The 15,412-nt window shown below is 70.7% G+C and carries 13 protein-coding genes; 4 read left to right on the top strand and 9 right to left on the bottom strand.

Translation table 11 applies throughout. The features are described 5' to 3' along the window. Positions 1-85: 85 nt before the first annotated feature. The 7 genes from LCL87_RS00375 to LCL87_RS00345 form a co-directional block, all read right to left on the bottom strand. Positions 86-3,907 (bottom strand): ABC transporter ATP-binding protein, encoded by a 3,822-nt coding sequence (locus tag LCL87_RS00375; protein WP_225015415.1) that lies wholly within the window; start codon positions 3,905-3,907, stop codon positions 86-88. Positions 3,908-3,988: 81 nt separating this feature from the next. Further along, entirely contained in the window at positions 3,989-4,753 is a 765-nt protein-coding gene (locus LCL87_RS00370) for an ABC transporter permease (protein ID WP_225015413.1), read from the bottom strand. Further along, entirely contained in the window at positions 4,750-5,814 is a 1,065-nt protein-coding gene (locus LCL87_RS00365; RefSeq protein WP_225015572.1) for an ABC transporter ATP-binding protein, read from the bottom strand. Before LCL87_RS00365 ends, LCL87_RS00370 begins: the two co-directional genes overlap by 4 nt. Positions 5,815-5,942: 128 nt before the next feature. After that, positions 5,943-6,665: a DUF305 domain-containing protein gene (locus tag LCL87_RS00360; RefSeq protein WP_225015411.1), complete on the bottom strand. Its 723-nt coding sequence runs from the start codon at positions 6,663-6,665 to the stop codon at positions 5,943-5,945. Between the two features lie 83 nt (positions 6,666-6,748). Then, positions 6,749-7,138, bottom strand: coding sequence for a DUF6153 family protein (locus LCL87_RS00355; protein WP_225015409.1), 390 nt, complete (start codon positions 7,136-7,138; stop codon positions 6,749-6,751). Positions 7,139-7,167: 29 nt separating this feature from the next. Continuing rightward, entirely contained in the window at positions 7,168-7,986 is an 819-nt protein-coding gene (locus LCL87_RS00350) for an alpha/beta fold hydrolase (RefSeq protein ID WP_225015408.1), read from the bottom strand. Between the two features lie 35 nt (positions 7,987-8,021). Beyond that, positions 8,022-8,762 carry a hypothetical protein gene (locus tag LCL87_RS00345; RefSeq protein WP_225015406.1) on the bottom strand — a complete coding sequence of 247 codons (741 nt, stop codon included), beginning with the start codon at positions 8,760-8,762 and terminating at the stop codon, positions 8,022-8,024. A gap of 159 nt (positions 8,763-8,921) precedes the next feature. Here LCL87_RS00345 and LCL87_RS00340 point away from each other — a divergent pair, with 159 nt between their 5' ends. After that, complete coding sequence (locus LCL87_RS00340) at positions 8,922-9,308, top strand: VOC family protein (protein WP_225015570.1); 387 nt, start codon at positions 8,922-8,924, stop codon at positions 9,306-9,308. A 6-nt stretch (positions 9,309-9,314) separates the two neighbouring features. Here the strand turns inward: LCL87_RS00340 and LCL87_RS00335 are convergent, their stop codons facing one another. Continuing rightward, complete coding sequence (locus tag LCL87_RS00335; protein WP_225015568.1) at positions 9,315-10,337, bottom strand: glutathione S-transferase C-terminal domain-containing protein; 1,023 nt, start codon at positions 10,335-10,337, stop codon at positions 9,315-9,317. A 71-nt stretch (positions 10,338-10,408) separates the two neighbouring features. Next, on the bottom strand, positions 10,409-11,113 hold the full coding sequence (locus LCL87_RS00330) for a GNAT family N-acetyltransferase (RefSeq protein ID WP_225015404.1): 705 nt from the start codon (positions 11,111-11,113) through the stop codon (positions 10,409-10,411). Positions 11,114-11,207: 94 nt separating this feature from the next. Here LCL87_RS00330 and LCL87_RS00325 point away from each other — a divergent pair, with 94 nt between their 5' ends. From LCL87_RS00325 to LCL87_RS00315, 3 genes are all read left to right on the top strand, one after another. Next, the gene (locus LCL87_RS00325) at positions 11,208-13,571 is read left to right on the top strand and encodes a LuxR C-terminal-related transcriptional regulator (protein WP_225015403.1); all 2,364 of its coding nucleotides are present in this window, start codon (positions 11,208-11,210) and stop codon (positions 13,569-13,571) included. A 152-nt stretch (positions 13,572-13,723) separates the two neighbouring features. After that, positions 13,724-14,554, top strand: a complete 831-nt coding sequence (locus LCL87_RS00320; protein WP_225015401.1) for an alpha/beta fold hydrolase — start codon at positions 13,724-13,726, stop codon at positions 14,552-14,554. A 22-nt stretch (positions 14,555-14,576) separates the two neighbouring features. Further along, complete coding sequence (locus LCL87_RS00315; RefSeq protein ID WP_225015399.1) at positions 14,577-15,389, top strand: enoyl-CoA hydratase/isomerase family protein; 813 nt, start codon at positions 14,577-14,579, stop codon at positions 15,387-15,389. Positions 15,390-15,412 lie beyond the last annotated feature (23 nt).

Genomic DNA, 15,412 nt, shown 5'->3' with positions numbered 1-15,412 from the left:
CGGTACCCGATCAGAGCGCCTATACACATGAGGCTAGCGTCCGCGCGGCGGGCGCGGCCATCCGGTCCGCCGCGTGTTGGCTGTCTCACACTGTTGCGATGGGGTCACCATCGAAGACGGTTCTCGCGGACGAATTATTCCCCTGTTCGCGCGCTGCCGCATCACAGAGCCGGGAGTAGTGACCACCGGCATGTCGAAGGGTGCTGTGAACACCGCTTTCGACGATCCTGCCGCCGTCGACGACCACCACCAGATCGGCGCGCGCGGCCGTCGCGAGCCGGTGCGCGACGACCACTGACGTGCGTTTCCGGGTGACCATGCGGTTCGATTCGAGAACGAGTCGTTCGGTCGCCGGATCGAGGGTCGCGGTGGCCTCGTCGAGCAGCAGCAGGTCCGGATCCACCATCTCGGCGCGGGCGAGCGCGATCAGCTGACGCTGTCCCGCGGACAGCCCCTGTCCGCGTTCGCCGATCGGTTGGTTCATGCCCGCGCGCAGCGCCGCGATCGTCGGCAGGGCGCCCACCGCCCGCGCGGCGGCTTCGATCTCGGCGCGCGACGCGTCCGGCCGCCCGTACGCGATGTTGCTCGCGACGGTGCCGGTGAACAGGTGGGCCTCCTGCGGGACCACGCCGAGACGGCGCCGGTAGTCGTGCAGGGGGTAGCGGCGCAGATCCTCGTCGTCGACCCGGACCGAACCGGTCGTCGGGTCGTAGAAGCGGGCGAGCAGTTTGACGACGGTCGACTTTCCGGCCCCGGTCCGCCCGACGAGCGCGACGGTGGTGCCGGGCGGGATGTGCAGCGAGACGTCGCTGAGGGCGTCGGACTCGGCGCCCTGGTAGCGGAACGTGACGTCGTCGAACGAGACGTCGGCGCGCAGGTGCCCGGTGATGGGGACGGTCCGCTCGGCGTCGGCGGTCTCGATCGAACTGGGTGTCGCGAGCAGATCTCCGATCCGGCGCAGGCCGACGTCGGCCTGCTGGTAGCCGTCGAACACCTGCGACAACTGCTGGATCGGACCGAACAGCAGCCCGAGGTACAGCACGAACGCGACGAGAGTGCCGGCGGTCGCGGACCCGTCGGCCACCCGCTGCGCGCCGACGAACACCACCGCGGCCAGCGCCAGGTCGGACAGCAGTGTGATGAACGGGAAGTACACCGAGATCGCCTGCTGCGACCGCATGCGGCTGCGGCGGTAGCTGTCCGCGCGTTCGGCGAAGCGCTGCGCGGTGAACTCCTCGCGGCGGTACGCCTGCGCGGCGCGCAGGCCTGCGACGTTCTCCTGGAACTCGGCGTTGACCACGGAGATCCGCTCCCGCGACACCGAGTACGCGGTGCTGGAGACACTGCGGAAGACGACGGTCGCGATCGTCAGCGGCACGAGCGCCGCCAACGCCACGAGGGCGAGGGTGACATCGGTGACGAGCAGTGCGACCGCGATCCCGACGAGCGTGAGCAGCGACACCACTGCGGTCGACAGCCCCGTCTGGATGAACGACGACAGCGCGTCGACGTCGGTCGTCATCCGGGTCATGATCCGCCCGGACAGCTCGCGCTCGTAGTAGTCCAGGCCCAGCCGCTGGAGGTGGGCATAGCTGCGCACACGCAGCCCGAACAACACCCGCTCACCGGCCCGGGCCGTGATCACCGTGAGGATCGCGACGACGAGCCAGCCGACCAGCGCCAGTACCGTGCCGACGGCCGCGGCCGCCCACAGCGGTCCCGAGTCGCCCGGCACGATGCCGTGGTCGATCGCGTAGCGCACGATCGCCGGGAACACGATCCCGATCAGCGAGTCCAGGGCCAGGCACGCGACGACGCCGGCGAGGATCCATCGCACCGGGCGCAGCAGCCGGCTCAGCCGGAACTCGGAATCGTCGCGGCGGAGGCGACGGGTGTCGGTCTCGGGGTCCTCGTCGGCCGGGGGCAGCGCGTCGACGGCGCGCCGCAGCTCGGGCGTCGCGGCCACGCCGCCGAGTGCGCCGCTCATGTGCCCGCCGCCACCGTGCCCGTGGCCCGGCCGGGCCGGGCTGCCGTCGCCCGATGCGCGCTCGCTGTCGTCGTCCTCGACGTCCGGCCACAGCTGCGCCTCGGTGGGGTCGGGTGCCACGACGAGGGGTGCGGAGTCGACGGCGGTGTCGGACGGGTCCGGCGACGCGAGCAGGGCGCGGAACAGCGGACAGCGTTCGTCGAGTTCGTCGACGGTGCCGATGTCGACGATCCGGCCCCCGTCGAGGACGGCGACGCGGTCCGCGAGGGTGAGCGTGGATCGTCGGTGCGCCAGGATCAGCGTCGTCCGGTCCCGGCCGGACCGGATGCCGTCGAAGATGACGGCCTCGGTGGTGGCGTCGACGGCGGACGTCGCGTCGTCGAGGATCAGGACGCGCGGGTCGACGAGCAGCGCGCGGGCAAGTGCGACCCGCTGGCGCTGACCGCCCGAGAGCGTGAGCCCACGCTCGCCTACGACGGTGTCGTATCCGTCCGCGAGCGCGGTGATGAACTCGTCGGCCTGCGCGAGTTCCGCGGCCACCCGGATCTCCTCGGCGCTGGCATCGGGGCGGCCGAGCGCGATGTTGGCCGCGACGGTGTCGGAGAACAGGAACGGTTCGTCGAATACCAGGCCGACCGCCTCGCGGAGCTGCTCGGCGCGGACGTCGGCGACGTCGAACTCTCGACCGTCGGCGGTGAGCGCGACGCTGCCGGAGCTCGGTGAGTAGAAGCGGGGGAGCAGCAGCGACAGCGCGGTCTTGCCGGATCCGGCCGGTCCCACGACCGCGACGGATTCGCCGGGGGAAATGGTCAGATCGAGCCCGGACAGGACCGCGCGGTCGTCGTCGAACCCGAATCCGACGTCGCGGAGCCGGACGCCGAGCGGGCCGTCCGGGAGGTCGATCGGGTGCGGCGGATCGGACACCTCGGGTTCGGTGTCGATCACCTCGTACACGCGCTCCACCGCGGCCCGTGACAGCTGCGCCATGATCACGACCTGGGACAGGGTGCGGGTGGCGGCCGTCATGGTGGCGACGTACGCGGCGAACGCGAGGAACGTGCCGACGGTGATCCGGTCGTGCAGGGCCAGGTAGCCGCCCAGCGCCACGACGCCGACGAGCCCGAGCTGGGGGATCGCCGCCATCGACGGCGCGAACCGCGCATTGATCCGGGCGGCGCGCAGACGCTCGGCGTACAGCGTCCGTCCCAGGTCTTCGAGCTGGTCGACGGCCCGGGATTCCTGCCCGAAGCCCTTGACCACCCGCACGCCGGTGACCGTCTCCTCGACGTGCTGCGCGAGGTCGGCGGCGCGCTGCTGGGCCGACCACGTCGCCGCGAACAGCATGGGCCGCACCAGATAGACGACGAGGGCGACCGCGGGCACCACGACGAGCGCGACGACGGTCAGCAGCGGTGAGAGCCACGCCATGATCACCAGCGCCAGGACGAACTGCAGCACCACGCCCACCGACATCGGCACCATCGCGAGCAGGCCCTGGACGAGCTGCAGGTCGGTGATCGACCGCGACACCACCTGGCCGGTGCGGATCTGGTCCTGGCCGCGCCCGTCGAGCCGTTGCAGCGAGCCGAGCAGGCCCAGCCGCAGGTCGTGCTGCACGTCGAGGGACAGTCGTCCCGCCAGCATCCGCCGCCCGTACTGGCAGCCGAACCGGACGCAGCCCAGCAGCGCGATGAGCGCGGCGATGCCCGCGATGACGCGGATGGCGGAGGATTCTCCACCCGACGCCGCATCGACCGCGACCTTCGTGAGCAACGGGAACGCGATGTCGATGAGCGCCGCCACCACCGTCACCGCGAGCGCGCCGACGGCGGTCCTCCGGTGGCTGAAGCACTCCGCCGTGAGTCGTCGTATCCAGCCGCGGTGTTCGTCGGTGACCGGTGTCGCATCCTGTGTTGCCATCCCGGTCAACGGTAGTCCGGTGCCCCGACAGCTCCGACTACCCCGTCCGAGGCGGTGGGGCCGGCGATCGGGGTGTGTCGGTCAGGTGATGTCGCGACGCCGGGTGGCCCACCACCCGAGCCCGCACGACGCGGCCGCCCACAGCGCCAATGCGACGAGGCACTGCGGCCAGCCGGGCGAGCTGCTGTCGTCGACAACCGAGACGAAAGCGGTGAACGTGACAGATCCGGGCAGCCACTGGCCGACTGCGTCGAGCCCGAGCCCGGACAGCACGAGTCGCGCGATGCTCTCCCCGAGCACGTACCAGGACACGAGGCCGATGGCACTGCCGATCGACGACGCCGTCGCCAGCGCCAGGCCGGCGCCGAGCAACGTCCACAGCGTGGACGCGAGCAGTCCGATCAGGAGCACGCCGAGGATCGTGGAGTCGACGCGGAACTCGTCGGGCGCGAAGGCGAGCATGAGCGGCACGCTCACGATTTCGATGGCCAGGCAGTACAGGAATCCGACCGCGGCGGTCGCGGCGAGTTTCGCGGCGACGACGCGGTCCCGTCCCCGGGCGGTGAGGAACGTGCCGGCGAACGTGTTGTGCCGGTACTCGGCGCCTGCGTTGAGCGCGCCGAACAGCGCCGCGAACAGGAACACCGAACCGAGCGCGACGAACAGGCCGATGGCGGCGACGGCGGTGCCGATCTCGTCGGACTCGGACTCTTCCGCGAGCGCCGACACGAACGGCAGACCGATCGCGCCGGACAGCAGGCCGATCAACAGCGGTGCCAGCCCGAGGGCCCACCAGAGACGGAGGGTGGTGATCTTGCGGAACTCCGCGGTCAGCAGTCGGTTCATCGCGGTCCGCCTCCGTTCGTGGGACCGAACCAGGGCTGGATCGGTGGCGGTACCTGCGCCTGCGGCTGTCCGGGCGGGGCGCTGTAGCCGGGAGGCGCGCCGTAACCGGGTGGCGGCGGTCCGTAGCCAGGTGCGAACCCGGACCCCGGTGCGGCGTACTGCCCGGACGTCATGGCCAGGAAGACCTGCTCGAGGTCGACGTGTTCGGTGGCGGCGCCGAACACCGTGACGTCCGCTCCGGCGGCGACGCGGCCCACCGCGGCGGGATCGGATCCGCCGATCGCGATGCGGCCGTCGGTGAGGTGCTGGATGTCGACGACGCCGGTCGCGGCCAGCGCGGTCGCGAGACGGGCCGGATCCGAGCACGAGACCAACAACCGCGCCCGGTGAGCCGTCCGGAGCGCGTCCATCGATCCCTGGTGGACGAGGGTTCCGCGGCTGACGATCACGACGTGGTCCACCATCTGCTCCACCTCGCGGAGCAGGTGGCTGGACGCCAGCACGGTGCGTCCGGAGCGGGCGAACCCGATCAGGAAGTCGCGCAGCCACGCGATGCCCTCGGGGTCGAGGCCGTTGGACGGTTCGTCGAGGACGAGGATCTGCGGATCGCCGAGCATGGCCGTGGCGAGGGCCAGTCGTTGCCGCATGCCGAGCGAGAAGGTGCCCGCCTTGCGGTCGGCGGCCTCGGTCAGACCGACGAGGTGCAGCACCTGCGCGGCGCGCCCGTCCGGTACACCGATCGCCGACGCGTACACCCGGAGATGGTCGAGCGCCGTGCGCCCGGGGTGCAGGCCGCGAGAATCCAGGACGACGCCGACGGCGCGCGCGGGCTCGTCGATCGTGTGGAACGGAACCCCGAGGATCCGTGAGTCGCCGCCGGTCGGACGGATGAGGCCCAGCAGCATCCGGAGGGTCGTCGTCTTCCCCGAACCGTTGGGGCCCAGGAATCCGGTGATCGATCCGAGCGGGACGGTGAAACTCAGGTCCGACACCGCCCGAACGGCCTTGAACTGCTTGGTGAGCCCGCGCGCTTCGATCGCGGCGGGCGGGCCGAACTGCATACTCACGAATTCCCCCCTCGTGTCGATCGAAGTCGATCGAATCCCGACGAGGGTACCGACCGGTCCGGACCGTGAGTGCCCGGCCTCGGTCGACGAGACCGGGCCCCCACGGTCCGGGCGGCGCGGACCTACTTGTTCAGCAGGGCTTCCATCTGTGCGATCTCGGCCTGCTGGCTTGCCACGATCTGCTGCGCCAGCTGACGCACCTGCTCGCTCTCACCGGTCTGCAGGATCTGCTCGGAACTGGCGACGGCGCCCTGATGGTGCGCGATCATCAGCTCGAGCCACATCTTGTCGAACTCGGCGCCCTTCGCGCTTTCCAGCGCCTGCATCTGGTCGGCGGTCATCATGCCGTGGCCGCCGCCCTCCATGCCGGGCATGGACGACGTGGTCGCGCCGGGAGTCATCGGAACGGAGGTTCCGTGGTCCATGCCGTCGTGGTCCATGCCGTCGTGGTCGGATCCGGTGGTGACACCGGGCGACTGCTCGGCCTTGCTCGGTTCCGGCACACCCCACGCCTGCAGCCAGCCCTCCATCTGTTCGATCTCGGGGCCCTGGGCCTTCTCGATCTGATCGGCCAAGGCGACGATGTCGGGGTTCCCGCTGCGGCTCGGGACGAGCTCGGCCATTTCGACGGCCTGCTCGTGGTGCGGGATCATCATCTGGACGTACTCGACGTCCGCCTGGTTGTGCGGGCCGCCCTGTTCCGCGGTGCCGGACGCGGTGGCCGAGGCGCTCGTGGCGGCACTGGTGGTCGCGGTGTCGTTCGAGTCGTCGCTGGTGCATCCGGCGACGAGGGCGACGACCGCCGCAGCGGATCCGGCGGCGACGAGTATGCGCTTGGTGTTCATGATTCGTTCGTTCCTCACGTATTCGGTGATCGGGGTCCGGACTGCGGCCGGGACGGCCGGAAAGCCGTGCCGCAGTGGCCCTGTCACACCCGCAGGATGCACAGAGACGACAGGAACGCCGACGTGGTGGGCGCGAAAGGCGGTCCGCGTCCGGCGCGGCCACCGGGGCCCGTGGCGCGGCGGGGCCGAACGCGTTGGGCGCTAGCGGTCCGCAACAACAGCCAGATCGCGAGTGTGAGGGTGGCCGCTACCAGCACGGCGATGCACAGATGGAAGGCGCCGTGATCGGGCGCGTGGCCGGAATCGTCGGGTGGCGACGGTGCGGGGCTGCCGGGATGTCCCGGACCGTGGTGGCTCGTCGATGCCGGCTCCGCGAGCGTCCCCGTGGTCACGTGGTGCATCGCGAGCACCCCGAGGGTCAGCGCGCACAGGGCCATCAGTCGAGCGAACGTCACTCGAAGCTGGCCGGGCATGGTTCAACTGTACCGACCGGGACGGTGGGTCACTTGGCAAGAAAGGGCAGCACCTCGGCGAGAAACTCGCTGGGGCAGTCCAACTGCGGACAATGCCCGCAACTCGGGATGACGGCGACGGTGCGGTCGGCGGTGACCTCCACCCGGCGGGCCGCCCGGGCGGGGGTGAGCAGGTCGTTCTCGCCCCAGAGCAGCAGCGCCGGCACGGTCAGCTCGTCGAGCATCCGGGGGATCGGGAGTTGCGCGATCTCGCGGATGACGACGGTGCCGATCGCGAGCAGGTTCGCCACCTGCTCCCGCGTCGCGTAGTGCTCGATGTACCCGGCCCGGACGGCGGCGTCAGCTCGGAGGGGATGGTGCAGCGCCAGGCCCGCGTAGACGGCGCCCATCATCTGCTGCAGGTAGCGGTCGGGCAGTGGCGCGGTGAGTAGCCGGGTGATCCGGTCGAGCCGCAGCTGCGTGCCACGCGTCCACGATCGCGGGATCCCGGTGACACCGGGCATGTCCGACAGCACGACGTTGGCGACGAGGTCCGGACGCCGGGAGGCGAACGCCAGCGCCGTCACGGACCCGAGCGAGTTGCCGATCACGCTGACCCGCTCCGGTGCGTCGGCGACGAGATCGGCGAGGGCTTCGATGTAGCCGTCGATGAGCGGTTCGCGCCAGTAGCCGGCGCTGCGCCCGAAACCGGGCAGATCCACCGCCAGGACCCGGTATCGCTCGGCGAGCGTCGGGATCACCTTCTGCCACGTGCCGCCGTGATCGGAGTAGCCGTGGACGAGCACCACGGTGCGGTCCCCGCCGCCGGTGGCCAGGACATGGGGTGGGCCAGGATTCTGGGGGAGCACGGCGCCCGTCCTTTCCTCGGGTCCGGCCCTCGGCCTCAGCGCCGGATGATGTGGGTCTCGCTGTCGAACGGTTCGACCACGTGCAGCCGGGCGGCGCCGCGCAGATCGGTTCGGTCGTGCCACAGCGCGGGGGCGGGGCCGAACGCCTCCCGTGCATTGTCGATCACGCCGCGGCCGATCGCGCGGTTTCCGGCGCCGCCGATGACCGCGCCGACGCCGGCCGGCAGAAGCTTGCCGAGGATCAGCGCGCTGCGCTTGGCGGCGTACTTGGTCACGAACTTGCGGACCAGGGAACTGTTCATCGCCTTCATCGTCCCGCTCGGGATGCGGCCGGTCACGAGCTTCGCCCAGTTGGTTGCGGTGATCCCGGTTGCCCGCTCGACGATCTCCATCCCCGACTCACCCAGCGCCACAGCCAGGACGAGCGCGCGGCGCTGCTGGTGGTCGACGGGGGAGATGCCGTGCACGGACGCGATCGCGAGGGTCAGCAGAGCGGACGCCTCGATGAAGAACGCGGTCTCGGCGCCCACCGCGGCGATCGACGCGACCGTCCCCACCGCGGGTACCGCGGCGGCCGCCCCGACCGCGCTGCCGCTACCGGTGACGGCGGTGAGGAACATCTTCTCCATGCGCTCGACTATCTGGGCGGGCGTCTCGTCGGGGTGGGCTCGGCGCACGCGTTCGACGTACTTCGCAACCGCGGGGGCCTGCAGTCGGCTGGCGTTGTCCAGGACGGAGACGATCGTCGACTCCACTCGGCTCTGCTTCTGGGGCATCGTCGGTCCTCACCTCGGTGTCCGGTGTCGGCGGTCCGGTTACTTGTCACCGACTATATGGAAACGGGCGAGGCGACCGCCGAATTCCCCGGCCGAGGGGCCGGGCCCGCGGATAGGCTGGACCGGTCCGTGAAGCCGAGCGGAAAGCAGGTGGTCGACATGGCCGACGCGACACGGGTCTGGCCCGCTCTGCGGTATGCGGACGCCCGCGCGGCGATCGTGTTCCTCGTCGAGGCGTTCGGTTTCGAGGAGAAGGCGGTGTACGGCGAGGGCGACCGGGTCGATCACGCCGAACTGGCGTGGCCGGGTGGCGGCGGTGTGATGCTCGGCTCGCCGCGGGAGGATTCCGTGCTCACCGATCTGCCCACGGGTGTCGGTGCGGTGTACCTGGTGACGGACGACCCGGACGGGCTCTACCTGCGGGCGGTGGACGCCGGTGCCGCCGTCGTCGACGGCCTGCGCGACGAGGACTACGGTTCGCGCGGATTCACGTGCCGCGACCCGGAGGGCGTGTACTGGAGTTTCGGCACCTACACCGGCGAGTGACCCGCGTCAGTCGCGCTGCGCGGTAGCCCAATGTGACAGCGGCACAACCTCTTCCGGATGCGGTGGGTGCGGTGCGGTGCCGCTGCCGAAGGGGCGCCCGCCGAGCGACTCCCTGCCGTGGGGTTCGAGCCAGTGCGACAGGTCCGGGCCCTTCGGCACGATCTGCGTCGGATTGATGTCGCGATGGACGACGTAGTAGTGCTGCTTGATCTGGGTGAAGTCGATGGTGTCCCCGAATCCGGGCGTCTGGAACAGATCTCGCGCGTAGTTCCACAGCACCGGCATCTCCGAGAGCTTGCTGCGATTGCACTTGAAATGACCGTGGTACACCGCGTCGAAGCGCGCGAGTGTCGTAAACAGCCGGACGTCGGCCTCGGTGATGGTGTCGCCCACCAGGAAGCGCTGCGTCGACAGGCGCTCGGTCAGCCAGTCGAGCCGGTCGAACAGTCGGTCGTAGGCGGCGTCGTAGGCGTCCTGTGATCCGGCGAAACCGCAGCGGTACACGCCGTTGTTGACGTCGTGGAACACCAGATCCGCGACCTCGTCGATCTCGGCGCGCAGGTCCTCCGGATACAGATCGGGGGCGCCCTCGCGGTGGAACTCCTTCCACTCGGTCGACAGGTCGAGCGTGATCTGGGCGAAGTCGTTGGTGACCACCTGTCCGGTGGCGATCTCCACCATCGCCGGCACGGTGATGCCGCGCGGGTAGTCGGGGAAGCGGGCGAAGTAGGCGTCCTGCAGTCGAGGGATCCGCAGCACCGGATCGACGCCGCCCGGATCGAGGTCGAACGTCCAGCTGCGTTCGTCGTGCGTGGGACCGCAGATGCCCATCGACAGAACGCCTTCCAGCCCCAGCAGTCGCCGGACGATGATCGCCCGGTTGGCCCACGGGCACGCCCGCGCGACGATCAGCCGGTACCGCCCGGGCTCCACCGGATACCCGTCCCGGCCGTCGGCGGTGATCCGGGTGGTGATGTAGCGGGTGTCGCGGGTGAATTCCTTGCCGGGCTCCACGAAATCGGCGCCCATCTCGGACGTCTGGTCGGTGTGGTCGCCGCCGTCGTTGCTCATCGCACATCAGCTCCGTGTGTCGATCCTTCTCACACGGTACTGGGCGTCACCGCGATCGACAGGTGGGTTCCGAGTTCCTCGTAGCCCAGCCGGGCGGCCAGCCGGCGCGACGCGACGTTGTCCCGATGGGCGCGCCACTGCGGGATCAGACCGGCGTCGAGGGCGTCGTTGGTGGCCAGCTGCGCCGCCGTCACACCCAGGCCCCGGCGTCGCGCGAACGGTGCGGTCAGCGCGCCCATGTCGGCGACGATGCCCTGCCATTCGACGTAGCCGGCGGACGCGAGGGGCCGGTGATCGTCGTCGACGATCGTGTACCACGTGGACCTGCCGGTGAGGTCGGCCTCGGCGACGTCGTCGGGTGGGCACAGAGCCTGGAGCGCGACGACGTGTTCGCGTTCGTGGGAGACGAGTGGTTCCTCGACCGCGATGCTCTTGCCGAAGTCGGCCGCCCAGCCCAGTTCCACCGGGCCCGAACAGCGCCCGGCATGGTCCTTCGCGAGCGCGAGCAGCGCGCCCCCGTGGACCAGCTCGTCGTCGTCGTGCAGCTGTGACCGTTCCACTGCCCAGCCCGGGCCGACGAGGGCGCTCGCGCCGGAGATCGTCACGAATCGGATCCGGTCGGTCGTCTCGTCGACCCTCACATGACGGGTGCCGGGGTCGCTGAGAGCGCGGTCGGGAAGGCCCAGTTCCCGTGCCCACGCCAGCCGGATGATGTCGATCTGATGGCCGTCCACGCGGTCAACGGTAGTGCGTGCCCGGGGCACGCTGATCCGGCGTCGATCGGCGTACCGTCGAATCAGCAAGCGGATCGAGGGAGCGTGAGTGCTCATGTCGCCCACCGCAGGTAACAAGAGACTGGGAAACCTGCCCTCCACGTTGACGACGTTCGTCGGTCGGCGACGCGAAGTCACCGGCGCCAAGCGGTTGCTCGCCGAGTCCCGGCTCGTGACGCTCATCGGGATCGGTGGGGTCGGCAAGACCCGCCTCGCGCTGCGGGTGGCGGAGGACGTGCGACGGGACTTCCCGGACGGCGTGTGGTTCGTCGAACTCGCGGACCTGCACGATCCGGGCCTGGTGCCGGACACCGTCGCGGCGGTATTCGGGCTGCACGACCAGGCGGCCCAGTCTCCGGCGCACCTGCTGATCGACCACCTGGCCGGACGGAACGTGCTCCTGGTCCTCGACAACTGCGAGCACCTTCTGGACGCGGCCGCGAAGCTCGTCGACGAGCTGCTGCGGGAATGTCCGAGGGTTCGGATCATGGCGACGAGCAGGGAGTCGCTCGGCGTCGGCGGCGAGGCCGTCCTGCGGGTTCCCCCGCTGCCGGTTCCGGACCCCGACCAGCCGCCGAGTCTCGAGGCGCTGCCGCGGTACGAGTCGGTGACCATGTTCGAGGAACGTGCCCGTGCGGCCGTCCCGGATTTCGCGGTCACCGAGGACAATCGGGAGACGGTGGCGCGGATCTGCCACCGTCTCGACGGGCTGCCGCTCCCGATCGAGTTGGCGGCGGCCCGGCTGCGGGCACTCTCGCTCGAGCAGATCCTCGACCGCTTGACGGACCGGTACCGCATTCTCACCGCGGGCAGCAGGGTGGCACCCACCCGGCTGCAGACCCTTCGGCTCAGCGTCGACTGGAGCTACGAGCTGTGCACGCAGGAGGAACAGCGACTGTGGAGTCGGCTGGCGGTGTTCTCGGGCGGATTCGAACTCGACGCCGTCGAGGGGATCTGCGCAGACGAGCCGGGGGCGAGCGGCATGCTCGACCTGGTCGCCTCGTTGGTCGACAAATCGATCCTCACTGTCGAGAAGACGTCGACGAGCGTGCGCTACGGAATGCTCGAGACGCTCCGGGACTACGGGCAGGAGCGGCTCGCCGAGGCGGGCGAATGCAGGCAGTTCCGGTCCCGGCACCGGGACTGGTACCTCGGGCTCGCCGAGCACGCCGAAGCCCACTGGATCGGTCCCCGGCAGCCGGAGACGATCGCCCGGCTCACCCGTGAGTGGGGGAATCTGCGCGACGCGCTCGAATTCAGCCTCGCCGAGCCCGGCGAGGGCGAGCGCGCGATTCGGACGGTGAACGCGCTGTACCCGTTCTGTTTGTGTCGAGGGATGATCGGCGAGGGACGGCTCTGGTTCGCGAGGGCGCTCGCAGCGTCGGACTCCGGACCGGGGCGCGCGCGGATCTCGGCACTGTGCCTGGCCAGCCAGTTTGCGGGCATGCAGGAGGACTTCACGGCGGGCGCCGAACTGGTCGACGAGGCCGGTCACCTCGCGGCACAGGTCGGCGACCCGGTCGTCGACGCCCTGGTCGCGCACGCCCGCGGCCGCCAGGCGCTGTACCGCGGCGAGTTGGCGGAGGCGATCGGACTGTTCGAGCAGGCCGTCCCGCAGCTCCGCAGCCTGCCCGATCCGCATCGTCTGATCTGGGCGTTGCAGGCGCTCGGGCTCGCGGCGGGAATGGACAGCGATGTCGGCCTCGCCGTGGCATGCCACGAGGAGGTGCTCGCGATCACGCGGGCGCGTGGCGAGGTGGAATACCGAGCGCGGGCGATGTTTCTGCTGGGGTTGACGCTGTGGCGGCAGGGCGATCACGAACGTTCGAGCGCACGGCTCGCGGAAGCTTTGGGCCTCGCCGTCCAGGTCGACGACCGCTTCGCGGGCGCGGGTTGCATCGAGTCGCTGGCGTGGGCGGCGGCCGACGCGCGCGACGGTGAGCGGGCCACAGTCCTCTCGGGTGCCGCGGAGTCACTCCGGCAGACGATGGGGGTGCCGGCCGTGCTGACACCGACCATGTCGAGGTTCCACGAAGAGTGCCGCCGACAGTGCCGCGGCCTCCTCGGTGACCGTGCCTTCGAGGGCGCGCTCGCGCGCGGCGCGGCGCTCGAGTTCACCGATGCCGTCGACTACGCGCTCGGTCGGGGCGACGCCTCCGGTCTCACCCGGCGAGAGATGGATGCGCCGACGGCACCGATGCGGATCGTGGTGCCGGCGGAGGAGTCGCCGGCCCTCACGCGGCGCGAGCAGCAGGTTGCCGATCTCGTGGCGAAGGGCATGACGAACCGAGAGATCGCCGAGACCCTGGTGATCTCGCAGCGGACCGCGGAGGGGCACGTCGAGCGCGTGCTCGCCAAGCTGGGCTTCGGATCACGGACCCAGATCGCGGCGTGGGTGGCGGAGCAGAACCCTGCCTGAGCGTAAAACAGGTAGCCGAAACGGGTAGATCGACCGTCCCGGGATTTCCGGGTTCCCGGCAGCGTGTGATGCAACGCATACCGGAAGTCGGGGTACTCGCCGTGCAGCACCAGCCGCCCGTTCATCGTTCGATCGACCTGTCCGCCGGACCCGTGTCCGAGGTTCGTCGCGGAGTTCGTTGGCGCGACGTCCCCGTCGACGGGCGCACCGTTCCGTACGGGATCGCGGGTTCGGGCGCGCCGGTGCTGTTCCTGCACGGTTTCGGGCTGGCGCCGCGCACCTATGCGGGCGCCCTGGAGCGCCTGGCGGCCACCGGGGTGCGGGTGTACGCGCCCGCGCTGCCGGGCTTCGGCGGTACCGGCGCTCTGCCGGCGTCCGACCACGGTTTCACCGGCTACGCGGACTGGGTCGCGCGCTTCCTCGACGCGGTCGGGATCGACGAACCGGTCCCGGTGGTCGGTCATTCGTTCGGCGGCGGCGTGGCGCTGGCGTCCGCCCATACCCTCGGCGACCGGGTGTCGGAGCTGGTGCTCGTCAACTCGGTCGGTGGCGGTGCGTGGTCCCCGAGCGGCACCGTCCGCGAGATCCGGCACCGGCCGCTGTGGCGGTGGGGAGCGTCCGCGATCGCCGACGCCGTCCTGACCGGGACCCCGGCGTCGGCGATCGCGTCCATCGCGGGGGAGAGCCTGCGCAACGCGGTGCGGGATCCGGCCGCGCTGTGGCGGATCGGGGAACTGGCACGGTCCGCGGATCTGCAAACCGAGGCCGCGCAGATCGTCGATCGCGGCCTGCCCACCACGATGGTGTGGAGCAGTGGCGACACCTTCATTCCCCGCGCGAGTTTCGAGTCCCTGCGCACCGCGCTGCGTGAGCCGCGGGTGCACCGCGTCGCCGGCTGTCACGGTTGGTTGATCGGTGACCCGGACGGCTTCGGCCGGGCGATGGGCAGCGTCCTGCGGTCGCCGACGGGTGCCGCAGTCTGACGGCTTGTGCGACGCTGGGGCGATGACCGAGTCATCCGAGCAGGCCGGTTCCCGCCCCACCCGCCTCGAACGCATCACCACTGCCGCCGGCGCCGAGATCGCCGTCCTCACCCTCGATCACGGACCGCTGAATCTCTTCGACCAGGCCATGTTCGACGCTGTCGTCGACGACATCGCCGAACTCACGGCGCACCCGCCGCGGGCGGTGTTGCTGCGTGCCGAGGGGAAGGTGGTCTCCGGCGGCGTCGACGTCCACGTGTTCGACGGGCTGACGCCGGACCAGGGCGCGGAACTGTGGGAGTCGCTGTTCGCGCGGATCTGCCACCCGCTCGAGGCGCTGCCGTGCCCGGTGGTGTTCGCGGCGCACGGGCTCACCCTCACCGCGGCGTTCGAGATCGCGCTGGCGTGCGACATCGTCGTCGCCTCGCCGAAGGCAAGGTTCGGGTTGGTGGAGACCGTCGTCGCCCTCACCCCGTCGATGGGCGGCCCGCAACGACTCGCGGAGCGGGCGGGGTCGGGGCGGGCTCGCGAACTGGTGATGACCGCCGACCTGTACGACGCGGCGAGCCTGCACTCGTGGGGCGTCGTCAACTACGTCCACGAGGACGTCGACGCCGAGGCGCGGGCCCTGGTCGCGCGGCTCGCCGACGGCCCCACCCGCGCGCACGCCGCGACCAAGCAAATCGTCGCGGCCTGGCGGTCGGGCGGCATCACGCACGCCGACTCGGTCACCCCGGAGGTGTCGGGCGAACTGTTCGGCACCGACGATCTGCGGCGCGCGGTGCGTAGCTTCCTCGACGTCGGGCCCGGGCACGCGACGTACACCGGGCGGTGACGGATCGCCGACCGCGTGGTTCG

This window comes from Prescottella equi (assembly GCF_020171745.1).
GTDB classification, from domain to species: Bacteria; Actinomycetota; Actinomycetes; order Mycobacteriales; family Mycobacteriaceae; genus Prescottella; species Prescottella equi_A.
Note: the sequence above shows the minus strand (reverse complement) of the source record. Positions and strands in the feature narration are given on the sequence as shown.

Bases quoted from the DNA above. Each gene is read 5' to 3' on its own strand.
- LCL87_RS00315 (WP_225015399.1), top strand. From the start codon at position 14,577: ATGACCGAGTCATCCGAGCAGGCCGGTTCCCGCCCCACCCGCCTCGAA.
- LCL87_RS00370 (WP_225015413.1), bottom strand. From the start codon at position 4,753: ATGAACCGACTGCTGACCGCGGAGTTCCGCAAGATCACCACCCTCCGT.
- LCL87_RS00325 (WP_225015403.1), top strand. From the start codon at position 11,208: ATGTCGCCCACCGCAGGTAACAAGAGACTGGGAAACCTGCCCTCCACG.
- LCL87_RS00365 (WP_225015572.1), bottom strand. From the start codon at position 5,814: ATGCAGTTCGGCCCGCCCGCCGCGATCGAAGCGCGCGGGCTCACCAAG.
- LCL87_RS00335 (WP_225015568.1), bottom strand. From the start codon at position 10,337: ATGGGCGCCGATTTCGTGGAGCCCGGCAAGGAATTCACCCGCGACACC.
- LCL87_RS00345 (WP_225015406.1), bottom strand. From the start codon at position 8,762: ATGCCCCAGAAGCAGAGCCGAGTGGAGTCGACGATCGTCTCCGTCCTG.
- LCL87_RS00340 (WP_225015570.1), top strand. From the start codon at position 8,922: ATGGCCGACGCGACACGGGTCTGGCCCGCTCTGCGGTATGCGGACGCC.
- LCL87_RS00360 (WP_225015411.1), bottom strand. From the start codon at position 6,665: ATGAACACCAAGCGCATACTCGTCGCCGCCGGATCCGCTGCGGCGGTC.
- LCL87_RS00355 (WP_225015409.1), bottom strand. From the start codon at position 7,138: ATGCCCGGCCAGCTTCGAGTGACGTTCGCTCGACTGATGGCCCTGTGC.
- LCL87_RS00375 (WP_225015415.1), bottom strand. From the start codon at position 3,907: ATGGCAACACAGGATGCGACACCGGTCACCGACGAACACCGCGGCTGG.